This window comes from Mycobacterium sp., assembly GCF_049673265.1.
GTDB lineage: Bacteria > Actinomycetota > Actinomycetes > Mycobacteriales > Mycobacteriaceae > Mycobacterium.
Genome location: NZ_JBATXN010000569.1, coordinates 1 through 16735, shown reverse-complemented (window position 1 = coordinate 16735; position 16735 = coordinate 1). Strand labels below are relative to the sequence as shown.

The 16735-nt window shown below is 65.5% G+C and carries 14 protein-coding genes; 5 read left to right on the top strand and 9 right to left on the bottom strand.

Annotated features, from left to right (window positions below; translation table 11 throughout):
* Positions 1 to 67: 67 nt before the first annotated feature.
* The 7 genes from WBF82_RS19415 to WBF82_RS19385 form a co-directional block, all read right to left on the bottom strand.
* The gene (locus tag WBF82_RS19415) at positions 68 to 1480 is read right to left on the bottom strand and encodes a PPE family protein (protein ID WP_424384572.1); all 1413 of its coding nucleotides are present in this window, start codon (positions 1478 to 1480) and stop codon (positions 68 to 70) included.
* Between the two features lie 2 nt (positions 1481 to 1482).
* Complete coding sequence (locus WBF82_RS19410) at positions 1483 to 1791, bottom strand: PE family protein (RefSeq protein WP_424384571.1); 309 nt, start codon at positions 1789 to 1791, stop codon at positions 1483 to 1485.
* A gap of 33 nt (positions 1792 to 1824) precedes the next feature.
* Complete coding sequence (gene eccCa, locus WBF82_RS19405; RefSeq protein ID WP_424384570.1) at positions 1825 to 5796, bottom strand: type VII secretion protein EccCa; 3972 nt, start codon at positions 5794 to 5796, stop codon at positions 1825 to 1827.
* A complete protein-coding gene (eccB, locus tag WBF82_RS19400) occupies positions 5793 to 7376 on the bottom strand; it encodes a type VII secretion protein EccB (protein ID WP_424384569.1) in 1584 nt (527 codons plus the stop codon). Before eccB ends, eccCa begins: the two co-directional genes overlap by 4 nt.
* Before the next feature lie 79 nt (positions 7377 to 7455).
* Complete coding sequence (gene eccA, locus WBF82_RS19395; protein WP_424384573.1) at positions 7456 to 9276, bottom strand: type VII secretion AAA-ATPase EccA; 1821 nt, start codon at positions 9274 to 9276, stop codon at positions 7456 to 7458.
* Between the two features lie 292 nt (positions 9277 to 9568).
* On the bottom strand, positions 9569 to 10474 hold the full coding sequence (locus WBF82_RS19390; RefSeq protein WP_424384568.1) for a class I SAM-dependent methyltransferase: 906 nt from the start codon (positions 10472 to 10474) through the stop codon (positions 9569 to 9571).
* 151 nt (positions 10475 to 10625) lie between these two features.
* The gene (locus WBF82_RS19385; RefSeq protein ID WP_424384567.1) at positions 10626 to 10913 is read right to left on the bottom strand and encodes a hypothetical protein; all 288 of its coding nucleotides are present in this window, start codon (positions 10911 to 10913) and stop codon (positions 10626 to 10628) included.
* Positions 10914 to 11092: 179 nt separating this feature from the next.
* Between WBF82_RS19385 and WBF82_RS19380 the strand changes: the two genes are divergently transcribed.
* Positions 11093 to 11764 carry a TetR family transcriptional regulator gene (locus WBF82_RS19380; protein WP_424384566.1) on the top strand — a complete coding sequence of 224 codons (672 nt, stop codon included), beginning with the start codon at positions 11093 to 11095 and terminating at the stop codon, positions 11762 to 11764.
* Here the strand turns inward: WBF82_RS19380 and WBF82_RS19375 are convergent.
* Positions 11739 to 12641 (bottom strand): oxygenase MpaB family protein, encoded by a 903-nt coding sequence (locus tag WBF82_RS19375; RefSeq protein ID WP_424384565.1) that lies wholly within the window; start codon positions 12639 to 12641, stop codon positions 11739 to 11741. The two genes, WBF82_RS19380 and WBF82_RS19375, sit on opposite strands and share 26 nt — an antisense overlap.
* Before the next feature lie 80 nt (positions 12642 to 12721).
* On the opposite strand from WBF82_RS19375, the gene WBF82_RS19370 reads away from it, so the two are divergent.
* Complete coding sequence (locus WBF82_RS19370; RefSeq protein ID WP_424384564.1) at positions 12722 to 13351, top strand: TetR/AcrR family transcriptional regulator; 630 nt, start codon at positions 12722 to 12724, stop codon at positions 13349 to 13351.
* On the opposite strand, the gene WBF82_RS19365 is transcribed toward WBF82_RS19370, so the two are convergent.
* Complete coding sequence (locus tag WBF82_RS19365) at positions 13348 to 13923, bottom strand: VOC family protein (protein WP_424384563.1); 576 nt, start codon at positions 13921 to 13923, stop codon at positions 13348 to 13350. The genes WBF82_RS19370 and WBF82_RS19365 overlap by 4 nt on opposite strands.
* Before the next feature lie 227 nt (positions 13924 to 14150).
* Here WBF82_RS19365 and WBF82_RS19360 point away from each other — a divergent pair, with 227 nt between their 5' ends.
* From WBF82_RS19360 to WBF82_RS19350, 3 genes are all read left to right on the top strand, one after another.
* Positions 14151 to 15284: an alpha/beta hydrolase gene (locus WBF82_RS19360; protein WP_424384562.1), complete on the top strand. Its 1134-nt coding sequence runs from the start codon at positions 14151 to 14153 to the stop codon at positions 15282 to 15284.
* Complete coding sequence (locus tag WBF82_RS19355; RefSeq protein WP_424384561.1) at positions 15260 to 16243, top strand: 2-hydroxyacid dehydrogenase; 984 nt, start codon at positions 15260 to 15262, stop codon at positions 16241 to 16243. The genes WBF82_RS19360 and WBF82_RS19355 overlap by 25 nt, the downstream gene beginning before the upstream one ends.
* 30 nt (positions 16244 to 16273) lie before the next feature.
* Positions 16274 to 16735: acyl-CoA dehydrogenase family protein (locus WBF82_RS19350; RefSeq protein ID WP_424384560.1), on the top strand; the 462-nt coding region annotated here is incomplete at its 3' end.

Genomic DNA, 16735 nt, shown 5'->3' with positions numbered 1-16735 from the left:
TGTGCATCCAACAAGCTCATCCCTGAAATCCTTTCGTTGATTGACTACCGTTGCGACTCGAACACACTCAGCTGTCGCCCCCCTCCCCTTCCGGCACGTCCGGGTCCCACGTGCCCGGCACCATCGGCATCGTCGGTCCCCCACCAAACTCGTGTCTGGTCAGCGTTGCCAAACCCGCTGCCTGAGCGGCAGTGTCCTTATGCACTGTCCCGACAAACCCCAACGATCCCGCGCCCTGCTCCGACGCGCTCACCGAGACATCTTCGGGCTTTGTCCCGGGGCCGAAATCGCTGTCGATATCTGCGAACTCGTCGGCATGGTCTCGCATCTCGGCCCGTCGACGCCGGCGCTCCCGCGCCTTCGCTCGGCTCACGGCGCCGACCGCGGTCGCGGCCGGGACACAACGGCCCGGCGCCTTGGCGTCCTTGCGATCGATCAAGGTCGGCCCGGGGCCGTCATCAGCACCGAAACCGGCGACGACGTACGCAAAGCTCCCCGCGGCGGGTGTGGCCGCCGGAGCACCCACCGGCGCGGTGCCTGTCGCCGGCGCCGACCCGCCGGCCGTCGCGGGCGCAGTGCCGGTCGAAGCCAAAGTGGCGGCGGGCATCCCGGAACCCTGCCCGGCCGGAATTTCGGGTGCCCCGACCACAGCGGGTGCGAGCGCCGTGCCCGGAGAGGCCGCGGCGTTGAGGGCCAGACCGAGGATGAGCATGAGCCAGGCCGGGGAACTCAGCACGATCGACCAGAACGTGTTTCCGAACGGGATGAAGAACGCCTCGTATGCGATGAAGAACAGCAGCGGAAACCAGGCGCTCGGGTTGGCCATGATGGCTTCGATCGCCGCAGCAGGATTTTGGATGAGCTGGGTCAGCTGATTGAACAGGTCGGTGAAGAAGTTTCCCGATGACGGCAAGTTGGTGGCGGCCGCCGTCATGTTGTTGCCTTTCACCACCGGCGGAGCCGTCGTGGTTCGGGGGGCCGATGCCAACGCCGATCCGGAGACCGCTTGATACGTGGCCATCGTGGTGGCCGCCGGCATCCACATGCGTACGTAGTCGGCTTCGTTGAGTGTGATCGGAATCGTGTTGATGCCGAAGAAGTTCGTCGCGATCAGCACGCAGTGGATGGCGTGATTGGTAGCCAACTCCGGAAGGGTCGGCATCGCGGCCAACGCCGCGGTGTATGCAACCGCCGCGACTTCGTGCTGAGCCGCCACACCGGCGCTGTTCGCGCTGGCCTGCGTCAGCCACGCGAGATAAGGAGCATGCGCGCTCACATACTCTTCAGCGCTTGGACCTTCCCACGCGCCGGTCTGCACCGCGCCCAATAGTGTGGTGAGTTCGCCAGCCGCCGAGGCATATTCAGTACTCAGCGAGGTCCACGCCCCAGCGGCCGCAAACAGCGACCCGGGGCCAGGACCGCCGTTGAGCAGTGCTGAATGCACCTCAGGCGGCCAAGCCATCCACACCGGCGCGGTCATCGTTAGCTGCCGGCACCCGAATACGACGAGGCAGCGGCCGCGTCGCCGACGGCGTAACTCGTGCCGGACTCGCCCACACCGACTCCGGCCCGGCCGAGCTCTTCCACACCTTCGGCTGCCACTGCAGCGTGTTCGGTGCCTTGGGCGCTGAACCCGGCCGCAGTTTGCAGCGACACCGGATCGGCCGCCGACGGAACCACGGCGGTGATCAACGGAGCCGCGTCCGCATGCGCGGCAGCCAGCCGGGCGGTGATTGCTTCCACAGCAGAGCTCGCGGAGGCTAAACCTTCTGGGACGACTCGCAGCGTCATGGTTGATACTCCTTTCCTTTAACCTTCGAAACCTCACCGACCATCGACGGCCACACTTTCGTCGACGAGCGGTTGGACCAACTGCACATACGTCGGGGTATCGCTGTCGCCCAGCAGAATTGCCCGACCGGCGGGCAGCCGATCGAATCGCTGACCGCGGATCTTTCCGCCGTCCACCGGATTGCCCGACAACATCAACGTGGTGGCTTGCAGGTCGTTGAACCGGCGCAGCAACGGGCTGGTCATCAGCGCATGCGCGGCACCGGTTGCGCGTGCGGTGACGATCACCCGCAGTCCCAGGTCGCTGGCCTGCGCCAGCAGCCCGATCAGCGGCGTCCACGGCCGCTGCCCGACGAACGGGCCTGTCATCGCCGGAGCATCGGGTATCTGATCGACGTCGTCGATGATCAGGTAGTGGGTGTGGCCCTCGTATGACCAGCCGGTGAGCTGGCTCGCCGAAAGGCCGGCCGGGGGCTGCCGCTTTTCGATGATCGCCGACAGGCCGAGTATCGCTGGGGTCACCCGGTCGACGTTCGCGGTGTATTCGTTGTCGGGGAACAACGGCTCGTCGACGAGATGCAATCGCCGATCCAACACGGTGAACGCGACGCGGTCCGGGGTGGAGTTGTCGCGGATGGTGCGGATGATGTGGCGCAACAGCGTGGTCTTACCAGATTTGGTGTCGCCCAGCACCATCAGCAGCGGGTTCTCGGCGAAGTCGAGTTCTACTGCGGCCAAGTCCTCTTCGCGCTGACCGATGACGATCCGGTCGGCGCCCCGATACAGCGCACCGACCGCGGTCGGTGCCAAGTTGGTCGGCAGCAACCGCACCGGCTGCGCTGCGACACCCGGATGGCGAGCGTTGATCGCGGCAACCTGGTCGAGCTCGGGTGCCGCGAACAGGAAGTGCTCGGCGCCCATGGTCAGACCGCGACCCGGTTGGTCGGCAGGCACCGCCTCGGCCGGACGGTGCAGTGCACCGACCACCCGGACGTTGCTGTCGCGGGCGTCATGCAACTTCAGCTCGAGCCGCAGCCCGAGGCCGTCTCGCATCGCCAGCGGCACCTCCAGCCAGCTGGGGGTGGTGACGACCACGTGGATGCCGTACGCCAATCCGACGTTCACCAGCTCGGTGACCTTGCTCAGCAGCGGGTTTCGGGTGTTGAACTGGTCGGTGTTGTCGCGGCTGAAGGCGTACAGATTGTCGATAACCAGGAATACCTGGCCCAATCCGTCGTCCGGACCTTGCTTATCCCGGAACACCTCCCGCTGTTGGCGTGAGCGCAGCAGCTGCTCGAGCTCGCCGAAGGTGCGGCGAATACGTTCGGGTTCCAGCGCCGAGGCCACGCTGCCGACATGTGCCAGATCCTCCAGCGCCCGCAATTGCCCGCCGCCGTAGTCCAGGCAGTAGAAACTCACCTCGCTGGGTGAGTGCAGGCTTGCCGCCGACAAGATAAACGTCTGCAGCGCAGCCGATTTCCCTGACTTTGCGCCACCATGGATTACCAGGTTGCCGGCCGACGACCGCGCGTCGAACACCAGCGGATCGCGGCGCATCTCAAATGGCTTGTCGATTTCGCCCAGCGGCCAACGCCACTCGCCTCGCGGCAGTGCCGCGCGGGCCAGAACCGCATTCAGCGGGATCGGGTCGTCGAGCGGCGGCAGCCACAGCTCCGGTGCCCGTGGGCCGTAGCGCGCAAGCTGGTCACCGATGGTGGCGATCAACTTGCGTGGCGGGCTGACCGGTTCCTCATGCCCATTTGTGGTGATCACCGTGCTCTGATCGGGCTCCACTCGACCGGCGGTGAACACCTTTGGTTCGGGAACAGAATGCACCACAAGCGTTTTCGCGACCTGCGGCGGATCGTAAATGCCGTCGACGTAAGTGCTGCGGAATTTGATCGGCGCCGCACCCGGAGCGGGCACCAAAAAGCCCATGCCTTTGTGCTCTTTGCCAGACTCGATGTGGTACGCGTCCTCCACGCCGATGATCTGCCGCGACACCGCGGGGCTGGCCACCTTCAAGCCGATCCGGTAGGAGGTGTTCTTGTCGATGTCCTTGATCTTGCCGACGTCCAGCGTCTGTGACGCGAACAAGATGTGGATGCGGAACGAGCGGCCTTTGCGGGCGACGTAGTCGAAGAGCTCGGCGTATTCGGGGTGATCGGCGAGCATGAGCGTGAACTCGTCGGCGACCACAAACAGGGTAGGGATCGGCGCTAGATCATGTCCGGCGGCGATCGCATTCTCGTATTCGGTCACCGAGTTGAACGCGCTGCCCTGCACGTGGCGTCCGGCCTCACGCAGCATCATTTCTCGACGCGCGACCTCACCACGCAGCGTATCGGCGAACCTGTCGGCCAACGACTTCTTCTCGGCCATGTTCGAGATCACCGCGACGACCTGCGGGAAGTTACGGAAGATATCGGCGCCGGCCTCGCCCTTGAAGTCGGCGTAGATAACGATCAGCCGCTCAGCGGAGTGAGTGGTCAACAGTGACAACAGGATCGACATCAGGGTCTGCGACTTGCCCGCGCCGGTCATGCCGATCATCAAGCCGTGCGGACCCATCCCGCCCTCGGCTTCGTCTTTGAGATCGAAGACCAGCGGCTCGCCAGTAGCCGTGACACCGATCGGAACGCGCAGCTCGTCATCGCGGTTTCTCGGCGCCCACATCGTCGGTACGTCCAGCCGCGACGCGTCCGGAATTCCCAGCAGCGTAGTGAAAGTGGCGCCGCGGGTAGCGGTGGACTGCAGTCCGCTGTGCGTCGGGTTGGAGTCCCATCGGGACAGCCGGCGCGCGAGGTGGCCGGCGTCTGGTGCACCCAGCTGGTCGACATTGTCGATGTAGCGCTGCCAACCGCCGGTCTGCCAACGGTCGATTGCGCCGGCTCGGCTGCCCCCGCCGTCCCCCCCGGTGATTCGCAGGATGGGGCGCTCCGGATCCGAATATTGCTCACGATGCGGCGCCCGGTCGGATCGGTGCACGACGGTGACGCCGGCGCGGCCGGCGGCCAGGGGCGACGCGGCCAAGTCGTAATCCGGATCGTCGACAACGATCAGCAAGTGCCGCAACGCATCAGCGGACCCGCCGGCAAATACCGGGCGGTCGGCAAGCGCCGGGCCGAGCAGCGCGCCCAACTCGTCGGACTTGGTGGAAAGGTAGCGCGCCGGGCCGACGCCGTCGACCTCGCCGGGGACGTCGACGTGGGGCAACCACTTAAGCCATGACCATTCCGGTGTCTCGAGATTCGAAGCGGCCACGGCAACGCCGAGCACCGTCGGGTCATGCCAGATGACGGCCTGCGCGATCCAGGCGCGCAGCGCCGCGCGCACCTCGTCGGGGTCACCGAGAACGGTGATCCGCGAAACCTTGGTCAGGTCGATACCGGTCGGAACATCGGGGACAGTGCGCTGGGTGTCCAGCAGGCTTCGTAATGCGCTGTGCGACACCGGTTCGAGGTCAATCTCATCAGCCGTGTCATTGACCCGCAGTGCGGTGTCCAGTGCTGCCGAGTGCAGGCCGGCCCGGACCACCAGAAAGTCGGCATCCTGGGGGTCACGTTCCCATTGGCGTCGCGAGCCGGGTATCGCGGCCAAATCCGCCGGCTCGGGGTGCGACCATTCGGCCGCGGCACGTTGGGCCGCGGCCTGGCCCCGGATGTTGTCCCGAACCACCGACAGGTAGCGCAAGTAGTCAGCCCGCTCGGCGTCGACTTCTTCAGTGCGGTTTTTGTTGTCCGTGCCGCGGTACAGCGCGGTGGCAGCCAGCAGCAGTACGAACGGAAAAAACAGTGTCTGCGGGGAGATGAGCCGGATCCCAGTGGCGACCATCGCGACGATCATCCCGACGATCAGCAGCACGATCACAACCGGCAGGGCCCGCCGCAACATCGACGGCGGGATCACCCGGGGCAGTTCCGGGGGCGCTTCGATACTGATGGTGCCTTTTCGCGAGGCCGGTGGTGGCAGCCGCCGGCGGGCCTCAAAGATAAGTCGGCTCATCGGCTTTCCCCCTGTGCTGCGCTACGGCCTGGCCGGGTATCTGGCGCCAGTCCGTCGTGGGCGAGCAGGGCGTCGGCGCGTGACAGCGTGGGGCCGGGCGCAAACAACGACAGCACCGACCAAGGAATTGGCGTCGGCGGCGAATTCAGGCCAAGCACCTCAGCGGTTTTGGCGGGCATATTGGCGCCACCCTCGTTGTCGATGCCGTATCGGACGCCGGTGTCGGATACCCAATACAGTGATCCGGCGGCCGGCGAAGCCGAATTTTGCCCCACGGTTGCGGTGAAGTATCCGGTCCCGGGCGCCAGGGCGACCCTGCTCGCGGTGCCGCCGGTTCCGGCGCCGACCAGATCTTCGGTGTGCACGGTCTCCGGCACCGGAAGGGCCGAACCGGTAAGCAGCGTCAGGGAATTGGTGGTCGCGCCCGCGGGCTTGCTCCAGTGCGCACAGGTGACCGGGTCACGGGCAGCGTCGACCAGGCTGATCCGCTGGTCGGGATAACGGCTGGTATCCAGCATCCGGGACACCGGCAGCTTGGCAACCTGATCGGCGCCCAGCCGCGGAGGCTGATCCAGACCGTAGGAATTCGAGTTGCGCAATATCGCGGCCAGTACCGGCGAGATCGGTTGCAGGCCATCGGGTAACACCGCGTAGTAGAGCATGGCATGGGCAGAGGGGTCTGATGTGCTGTCTAAGCCATGGGCTTCGACCACCGCGCCGACCGGAGCTGACACCGGCAGGCCAAACCGCGGTGGGCTTCCGGCGTCTCGGATGGCCGGCGCGGACAGCGGTGGCGATTCGGGGATCGCGTTGAACAGCCCGGCGGCAATCGGCCGCGGGGCAGGTATGTCGCTGCCCAGGCCCAGGGCACCGGTGACAGCGTGGTCGGACAGGTCGATCCGGCTGCGCCGGCCGTCCCATAGCATCCAGGTGCTTGTGGCATTGCGAACTAGCACCCCGTGCCCCGCGCTCAGCGCCGCGGCCCGCGCGCCACTGCTATCCGGGGCTCCGGCAATCACCGTGGTCCCAGTCGCCGCACCCGAAATGGCATCGCACACCGTCCAGTTGGCGTCCTTGGCGGTGTTTTGCACCATCCGCTCGGGCGCTCCCGGGATTCCGATCAAGTTTCCGCGCGGAAACTTGTCCAGCTCACTGCTTTTCACGGTGGTTGGGTTTACCGACCGACCGACGATCAGCCGAGCCGAAGTCAGGTTCAGCACCGGGTGCAGTTGATCGCCGACCTTCACATACAGCGCTGCGGTGGACCGGTCGGCCAGCACCGGGCTGTTGGCGGCCGACCCATTCGGGCGAATCAGCGAGAACACGAAGCAGCCAACCAGCGCGGTGATCACCAGCAGGATGCCCATCAGCACGGCACGGGTCTGGGTGCGCAACGGATCGACCAGCATGCGGGTGTCGTGCAGGGCAACGCCAGATGCGATGCGGCGCATCACAAATCGCCAACCGGTCACCTGGTGCCGCGTGACGAAGCCGCGGCGGTAGACCACCTTGTCAGGATTGTCGTTGACGGGGGTGCGCGAAGCGAAAGAGCGCCGCTCGTCGTCGTTCTCGGGAGTCATTGGCGCTGCTCCTCATCGCTTCGTCCCCCTCGCCGCTGCGCGGCTGGGGGTGCCCCCACTGCATCGTCACAGCGCGCGGTCATGCCGGCATCTCCAGGCGAAGTCCTTCGAGCAGCTGCGGCACTGTGTTGGCGACGTCCGCTGCGGTGATGGTGACCAGCTCTTCGTCAGTGAATTCACCGGTTTGTGCATGTGCGCTGTGGTCCAACCGGAATTCTCGTTCCTCTTCAGACTTTTCGACGACGTTGCGGACGAACCGGCCGTTGCCCGCGATGTCCAAGCCGCGCCGTTCCACCCCCGCCGTATCGGGTTTGGTGATGTTGGCCAGGTGAGCGAACAACGCTTCCAGATCGTTGAGTGCCGGCTGCTCGAACGCGCTGTCGCGCCGTTTCGCCATGAAGTTCGCGATCGCGATCAGCTCAGCCGGTTGGTACGACGGGAAGTCGATGGTGCGGGTGAACCGCGACCGCAGACCTTGGTTGGTGTCCAGGAACCGGTCCAGGTCGGCGCGGTAGCCGGCGATGATGACCACCAGCCGATCGCGGTCGTTTTCCATCCGGGCCAACAAGGTATCGATGGCCACCAGACCGAAGTCATTCTTGGCGCCGGTGGCAACCAGGGCGTAGGCCTCATCGAGAAACAGCACACCATCCAATGCGCTGTCGATGATTGCGTTGGTTTTGGCCTCGGTCTCCCCGATGTGCTGGCCGATCAAGTCGGCGCGGTGCACCTCTTTGATGTTCTCTTTCTTCAAAAGGCCGAGCCCGCAGTAGATCTTGGCGACGACACGGGCGATGGTCGTCTTGCCGGTTCCCGGCGGCCCGGTGAAGACAAGGTGGTGGGTGCGCTGCGCGACTTCTAGTCCCCGCTCTTTGCGCACCAATTCCATTGCGACCGCACTCTTTAACCGCGCTACCTGGTCTTTGACTCTTTCCAGACCGATGAACTCACCGAGTTCGCGCTCCGCCTCGGCCAGTAGTTCGGCCTTGCGCTCCTGGGCTCCGGGGTCGACGAAATCGCCGGGCTTGGGCTCGGTAGCCGGATCCCACGGGTCGATGCGCGCGTCGATGCGGTCCGCTGTGGTGGGAACGATGCCGAAGCTGGAATCCGTCAGCGCCTCTTCGACCTGGGCGTTCTCCGGGTTGGCGGCATAGAGGTCCTGCAGCACCTCGCGGGCGGTGTCCTCGTCGCCGTCGGCGCGCAGCGCCAGCGCCTTGGCCAGCGCGCCGTCCACCGCCGCTACGGCGACCGGACCGTCCGGCTCTTCGAGATAGGACAACGCCGCAGCAAACATGCCCAGCCGCGCCAGCGAAATCCCCAGCGCAATCTTTACCGCGTGCCCGAAGTGCTCGTCGAGGCCCGGGTCGGTGACGATCGGTGACAGCAGCTTGACCACATCCGCCCAGCGTTCGGCGCGGTAGTGAATCGTCGCAGTGACCCAGCGGGCCTCCCGCGAGCTCGGCCGGCGCTGGCTGACGTCGACGACCAGTTGGTGCGCGTCGGCGAAGTGCCCCTCGGCGGCCAGTCCCGCGGCATAGGCCAAGTGAAAATCGTCGGGTTCGGTCGCACGGAACCGTAGATACAGCCCGGTGTCGTAGTGGAACCCGAGTGCGGCGGGCGCTAGTTCCACCTGGCGCTGTAATACCCCGGCAGTCGCGGCGTTCTGCGAAATCGCTCCCAGCACACGGGTAGACGTATCGCCTGCGGCCGCCAGCCCCACCCAGGCGTCGCATTGATCGTGGGCGATGCGGGAGAGCGCGGTGAAGCCTGATCGGGCGGCGGTCAGGTCCGCTGGACGCCTGCGGTCATAGACAGTCAGCCCAAGCGCGCGGCAGCACGTCGCGAACCGGCTCATGACGTCGTCGTCCACTCGCGGCGTCGTCGGCCGCGTTGCGATCATGCCGGTGTCAGCGGTTTCCACGCCTCCGCCTCCCCTTCTCGACATAGTGTTGCCTAAGCTAACCCCGGGCTGAAGTTAGCATTGCATAAGCTAACTGTCGAGACGCACGTATGGGGTGGCCCGGTGCCCCCGGTCGACCCCGCTCGGGAACCCGACCGCTGCAGCTCATTCCGCATAACAAGCCCTCCCGGCCGGCGGCGAGACAGCACCGAGCCCGACGAGGCCCGCACAGCCGCAGAGCGACTTAATGAAAATGGTTGTCATTGCGAGCAGACTTTACGCCATCCGCTGTTCACTTTTTGACGGCCCTGACCAAACTATTGCGGGCCACCATCGATTCGGCCTTGGAATGGCGGTCGGGAACCGGCCGGCCAACCTCGCGTAGGTATTCGGCCAGCGGGGTCGCCACCGCCGTCCAGCCGTGGTCGTTTAACCATTGGTCGGCCGGTGCGTGTTGCTCGTTGTAGGTCAACTGGAAGAAGAGCCGCTCGTCGCCCTTGGCACGAGCTTCGCGTTCCTCTTTGACACCGGCCGCAAGTTCTTCGGGCGACATCGGGAAGCTGTCTTCCACGGCGGCGTGACTGCCCGAGCTGGCCAGCGCGTCGATTCCGACGAACAACTGCTCTTGGGCATCGGCCGAGAGGTAGGGCAGCAAACCTTCGGCAATCCAGGCCGATGAGTTGCCAGCATCAAACCCGCTGTCCCGCAAGGCTTGCGGCCAATCCTCACGCAAGTCGATGGCAACCTCACGACGCTCGGCGTTGGGTTCAGCACCATGTTCGGCGAGCACCTTGCGCTTGAAATCGAGAACCTGCCGACGGTCCAACTCGAAGATCGTCGTCCGATCGGGCCAGGCGAGGCGGTAGGCGCGGGAGTCCAGACCCGCCGCCAGAATCACGACCTGCCTAACGCCCGCATCGGCGGCCAGCGCGAAGTAGTTGTCGAAGTACCTGGTGCGTGCGCCTTGGAAGTTGACGAAGTGCGCGCCCCAATCAGGTGTCTTCAGTCGGTGTTCGGGGTCTTTGCCGTCCAGCACGTCGGCCTTGTTACCGCCGACCGCCCGGCAGAACACCTCGGCGAAAGGGTCAATCGCCAATGGCTCGGGTTTTTGCGCCTCCAGTGCTCGTGCGGTGGCTACGTTCAGTGCGGTCGCACCGACACTTGTTGTGATGTCCCAGTTATCGTCGTCAGTACGCACGGCCACCGACCCTACGCCCGCCGACCAGCACGCTTTGTCGTCCGATCCAGCCACGACGGCATTCAATACGACGCAGTGTCGTAGAACAAGACCCCGTCCCGGTAAGGGGTATGGCCAGGTCGAGGGCCGAGCCAGTGGTGGCTGAGCAGGTTCAGACGACGCGCATGCGTCTTCGCGTAATGTCGTCCCGCTTCTGGACGGTTGCTCGCAACGCATGTAGCGCGTGATGCAAATCGTGCTTGACCAGCTCGTCGTCGGTGCTGAATTCCGCAGCGATCTGCGTCGTCGTCCGTCCGAGGTAGTAGGACCGGAAAATCACCGCGCGGTCCCAGTCGGACAGGCCCGCCACCGCGTCTTTGATCAATGCCCCGTCCGAACCGACGTCATGCGCGGCGCGCCACTGGTGCGGCCGCGCCGACTCCGTCCGGGGCCGTCTCACCGGGACCTGGCCCTCGTCTGCGGATTCTCGTTAACACTGCAGGTAGGTGACGGCATCATCGCGACGATTCACCAGCCTTCCGAGTACAACTCGTAGCAAGTTGTTTATGTTGTATACAACATGTGCGGTATTGTGTCAATTATGACACCTCTAACAATCTGTCGGCTATCCTCTTAGCTATGTCGGAGGCACCGAACTTTCAGGCCGAAGTCCGGCAGTTGCTGCGCGACCGAGTCTTGGACGCCGCCTACGCGCTCGTCTGCGACGAGGGCTGGCGGGCGGTCAACATGTCGCGCATCGCGACCACGGTCGGGATCAGCCGACAGGTGCTGTACAAGGAGTTCGGCGCCAAGCAGGCAGTGGGCGAAGCTCTGGTCCAACGGGAAACCGACGGCTTCATCGCCGGGGTCATTTCGGCTATGCGGGAGCACCCCGACGACGTGGTCGCCGGTCTTGCGGCCGGCGCAGCCTTAACCCTTCGCGCCAGCGCCGACGACACCCTGGTCAAAGCGAGCATGGCCCGGGCACGCGATGCAGAGGTCGGCCTGACTCCGCTACTGACCACGGGACCGAAACCGATCTGGGCCGGTGCGATGGATGCAATCGTGGCGGCCGTCCGCGAGCTCTACGATCTTCCGAGTGCCGTTGACCGGCAGTTGAACTGGATCGTCGAAGTCGACTTCCGCTTGACATTCAGCCATATGCTGCAGCCGATGCGCGCCGTCGACGATGCCGTCGATCAGATCTACGCCACACTGCGGGCGCTGTTCGAAGCTGCTGCCAACCCCGACAATGCACAACCGAGCCCAGAGCCCGCCATCCTGGCTACACCAGCGGGCGGGCAGCTTTAATCCGGCGGTCCACATCCCACAGCAGGATGTTGAACGGGAAGCGCCGGATGAACGGCGGCATCATGTTGTTCACCGTGCGCAGCACCGCTATCAGCCGGTCGAATCGCCGCTGCTTGGCCGCATCCCACGGAAGGTGCATCTCCTCGCGGAACCGTTGCGGGAGAAAGCCGGTGGTGATCAGCAGGCCGAGCTTTTCCGGCTGCCTGCGCACAACCGCCGGCAGCGGCAGGCCCCGGATCCGCCCGGCAGCAATCGGATGCAGGTACTCGCGCACGGTGTCGTCGATGTGCACGTTGTCCAGTTGCTGCTGCCAGTAGCGGTCGAACGCGGCCCGATCCGGCGGCCACATTTCTGCCGGGACCTGCAGCGTGGTGCCCAACACCACGGCTTCGCGGTAGTGGCGATCGGCGTCCCGCTCGTCCATCTCGCCGATGAATATGCGATAGAAGTCGACCCCGCCCTTGTAGAGGCAAGCCGCCACCCACAGCTGCAGGTCCGGGTCAAAGGCGTTGTACTCGACCGGGCTGTCGGGTGTCGAGTAAACCTGGGCATGCGCACGGTTCACCGCGCGGCGAAACGCCTCCTTCTGGGCATCACTACCGGCCATGGCCACCGCAAGATAGGTGAACGTGGTGCGGGCCCGCTTAATCGGATGCAAGTCCACCCGGCCGCTTTCGACCCGGCTCTCCACCACGCCATAGCCCACCCCTGGTCGGGCCAGCTGCATGATCACGTTGGCGGGGCCGAGCAGCAGCGCCATCCCCATCAACGTGTCGTCAAGCCGAGCGGTTTGCCGTTTCCGACGGCGGCTCAACCGAGCTCGCGGTGGGTCGCTCATCGCGCGCTCGACATGCCTGATTGGCTCGCTGACCGTCATTGAACACCTACCCCGCTAATTCTGCGAACGCTTGTTTCCTGATATTGCAGCCGGGTGCCCCCGATGTCAAGATGGGAGCCATGGCTACCGCCGGAGCGACGAGCGCACGGCCATACCGTGGCATCGAGGCGGCCGATCGGCTGGCAAAGCGCCGGGCCAGGCTGCTGGCGGCCGGCCTCGACCTGTTGGGTGCCGAAGACCCCGCTGAGTTGACCGTTCGGGGCATCTGCCGGCAGGCCGGCGTGGCTGCCCGCTACTTCTACGAAAGCTTCGCCGACAAGGACGAGTTCGTCGCAGCGGTCTTCGACTGGGTGATCGCGGATCTGGCTGCCACGACCCAGGCCGTGGTGGCCGCCGCACCGGCAGAGGAGCAGGCCCGCGCCGGCATGGCCAACCTCGTCAGGACGATCGGCGGCGATCCCCGGGTGGGCCGGCTGCTGTTCAGCGTGCAATTGGCTAACGCCGTGCTGGTGCGCAAACGTGCCGAATCCAGCGCGTTGTTCGCGATGCTTTCTGGCCGCCACGTCGAGAACGCGCTGCGGGTACCGGAGAACGACCGGATCAAGGCCGCCGCGCATTTCGTGGTCGGTGGGGTGGCCCAGAGCATCGGCGCCTGGCTGGCCGGTGAGGTGCGGCTCGATCCCGATCAGCTGATCGACCAGCTCGCGTCACTGCTCGACGAGCTCGCCGACCCGAGCCTGTACCGCTAGTGAGCGGCCGGAATGCGGCGGTCAGCCGCCGTCTTGGGCACGGCCTGCGCATCGGCCGTCGTGAATTCCTTTACCCAGCAGGCAAACTCAAGTGTGATCCCGTCGGGATCCTGGAAATAGAACGACCGCACATAGACACCGGGATGCACCGTGGCCGAGACCTGCATCTGGCTTTCGTCGTGGTTGAGCACAGGACCGACCCGTACGCCCTTGGCCTTGAGGCGCGCACGATAGTCGTCGAACTTCTCGGCCGGGACATGAAATGCCAAGTGGTTCATGGTGCTGACGGCGCTGGTGATCTCCCCGATGCCAGGGATGGCGGCCGGCGACGAGAGGCCCGGCACCCGGTCTGGCGCGTCCGCGAACCAGAAGAACGCCACGCAATCACCGTTGCCGGCGTCGAAGAAGAAATGCTGACCGGTGCCCCCGGGCAAGTCGAGCGACTTGATCAACGGCATGCCCAGGATGTTGCTGTAGAACTCCACGGTGCGCGCCATGTCCGAGCACACCAGCGCCACATGGTTGATACCGCCAAGTTCGAACTCGGAATTGGGGTTATGCGGCTTAATCATCTCCGGGCTCCCGTCCGTCGGCAGTCGCATCGCTGGTTTCGTCGCGGAGATCTTGTTCTGAACCTAACATCAGATTCAGTTCTCAAGAAGAGGGACGGACTCGTGTTTACCGCGTCTGAGCAGCCGACCCGGCGTGCCCAGTTAACGACCCACTGCGGCCGCCGGACACCGGCCGCGATCGACGTTGCCGCCCGGCCCGCGACAGCGCGCGAAGGCGGGCGGTCGAAGTGACGCGCACCGCCGGCACGCCCGGGGTGGTCCGGGAATTCGTCGGGTTGCCGTCGCCGACCGCTCGGCGAGCCGGGGCGGGCGGTCACCCATGCCAGGGGCTGTATTACCGAGGCGTCGGACGCAAGCCGAAGGTCGCGATGATCGCCGCGCACTTCCAGATCGACTTTTCCGAGCACTATCTGGCCGATTACATGGCTACCCGCGGCATCGGTTTCTTGGGCTGGAACACGAGGTTCCGGGGTTTTGAGAGCAGCTTTCTGCTCGACCATGCGCTGGTCGACATCGGGGTGGGGGTTCGCTGGCTACGCGAAACGCAAGCAGTGGAAACCATCGTGTTGCTTGGCAATTCCGGAGGTGGATCGTTGATGGCCGCCTATCAGGCCCAGGCAGTCGAGCCAAACGTGACTCCGCTGCCGGGGATGCGGCCCGCAGCTGGTCTGACCGATCTGCTGCCGGCCGATGGCTACGTTGCCAGCGCGGCCCACCCCGGCCGTCCTGACGTGCTGACCGCCTGGATGGACGGCGCCGTCATCGACGAGAACGACCCGGTCGCCACCGACCCCGACCTCGACCTGTTCAACGAACGCAACGGGCCGCCGTACCCGTCGGAGTTCCTGACCCGTTACCGAGCAGCGCAGGTAGCGCGCAACAACGCGATTACTGACTGGGCCGAGAAAGAGTTGAAACGTGTTCGTGCGGCAGGGTTTACGGATCGTCCCTTTTCGGTGATGCGGACGTGGGCCGATCCGCGGATGGTCGACTCGACCCTCGAGCCGACTAACCGGCAGCCGAATGCGTGCTATGCCGGCCTCCCGGCCAAGGCCAACCGTTCCGCGCACGGGATCGCAGCCGCCTGCACGCTGCGCAACTGGATGGCGATGTGGAGTCTGCGGACCGCCCCGACGCGGGCCGAGCCGCATCTGGCGCGAATCACCTGTCCTGCTTTGGTGATCAACGCCGAGGCCGACACCGGTGTGTTCCCAACGGATGCCCAACGCATCTACGACGCGCTGGCAAGCAGCGACAAAACGCTGTGCGCGATCAACACCGACCACTACTTCACCTCGCCGGGTGCGCGCAGTGAGCAGGCTGACACCATCGCCAAATGGATTGCCAAGCGTTGGCGCTGAGGGTCCTCGCTCATTTCGTTCCTGGTCCTAAGGTTCTGAAATTTCTTGCGCCGGAAGCTGATTGGCTTGACATTCGGTGGTGCGCCGACGACGACTCGGCGGACTCGCAGGCCACGTTTTATCGGGAGCTGCCCGACGCCGAGGTGATTTGGCATGTGCTTAGGCCGCTGTCCGGCGACGATCTGCGGCAAGCGACTCGGCTGCGGCTGATCCACAAATTCGGTGCGGGAGTCAACACCATCGACGTCGACACCGCCACCAAGCGCGGTATCGCCGTGGCCAACATGCCCGGCGCCAACGCGCCGTCGGTGGCCGAAGGCACGGTGCTGTTGATGTTGGCCACGCTGCGCCGCCTGCCGGCACTGGACCGGGCCACTCGCGAGGGTCGCGGCTGGCCATCGGACCCGGCGCTGGGCGAAACCGTGCGCGATATCGGCGCCTGCACGGTCGGCCTGGTCGGCTACGGCAACATCGCCAAACAGGTTGCGGGCATCGTCGCCGCGATGGGTGCCACGGTGCTGCACACCAGTACCCGCGACGACGGGTTGCCGGGCTGGCGGCCGCTGCCTGAGCTGCTGGCCGCCAGCGACATCGTGTCGCTGCACCTGCCGTTGACCAACGACACCGGTGCCCTGCTGGACCGCGCCGCCCTGGCGGGCATGAAGCCCGGTGCGGTGCTGATCAACACCTCACGCGGAGCGATCGTCGACGAAGCCGCGCTGGTCGACGCGCTGTGCGACGGTCGGCTGGCCGGCGCCGGCCTGGACGTCTTCGACGTCGAACCGGTGCCGCCGGACAACCCGTTGCTCAGCTTGGACAACGTCGTGCTCACACCGCATGTCACCTGGTACACCGTCGACACCATGCGGCGCTATCTCGTCGAGGCCGTCGCCAACTGCCGCCGACTGCGGGACGGCAAGCAGCTAGCCGATGTGGTCAACCAACCGACCGGTTATTAGATTGGGGTAAGTCCCAACGGAAGGCGACCAATGCCGATCGCGATAACTCCCGAGCATCAAGACCTGGCCGATTCGGTGCGATCCCTGGTGGCGCGAGTCGCGCCGTCGGAGGTGCTGCACGCCGCGCTGGAAACACCGATCGATAACCCACCCCCGTACTGGCGGGCCGCGGCCGAACAAGGCCTGCAGGGTGTGCACCTGGCCGAATCGGTTGGCGGCCAGGGTTTCGGCATCCTCGAGCTTGCCGTGGTGCTCGCCGAATTCGGTTACGGGGCGGTGCCCGGCCCGTTCGTGCCGTCAGCGATTGCCAGCGCGCTGATCTCCGCGCACGACCCCGACGCCAAGGTGCTCGCCGAGCTAGCGTCCGGCGCGGCTATCGCCGCCTACGCGAAAGACTGCTGCGCGATGACGGCGACCCGCCAGGGTGACGCGCTGGTGATCCGCGGTGAGGTCCGGGCAGTGCCCGCGGCGGGCGAGGCCTCGGTGCTGGTG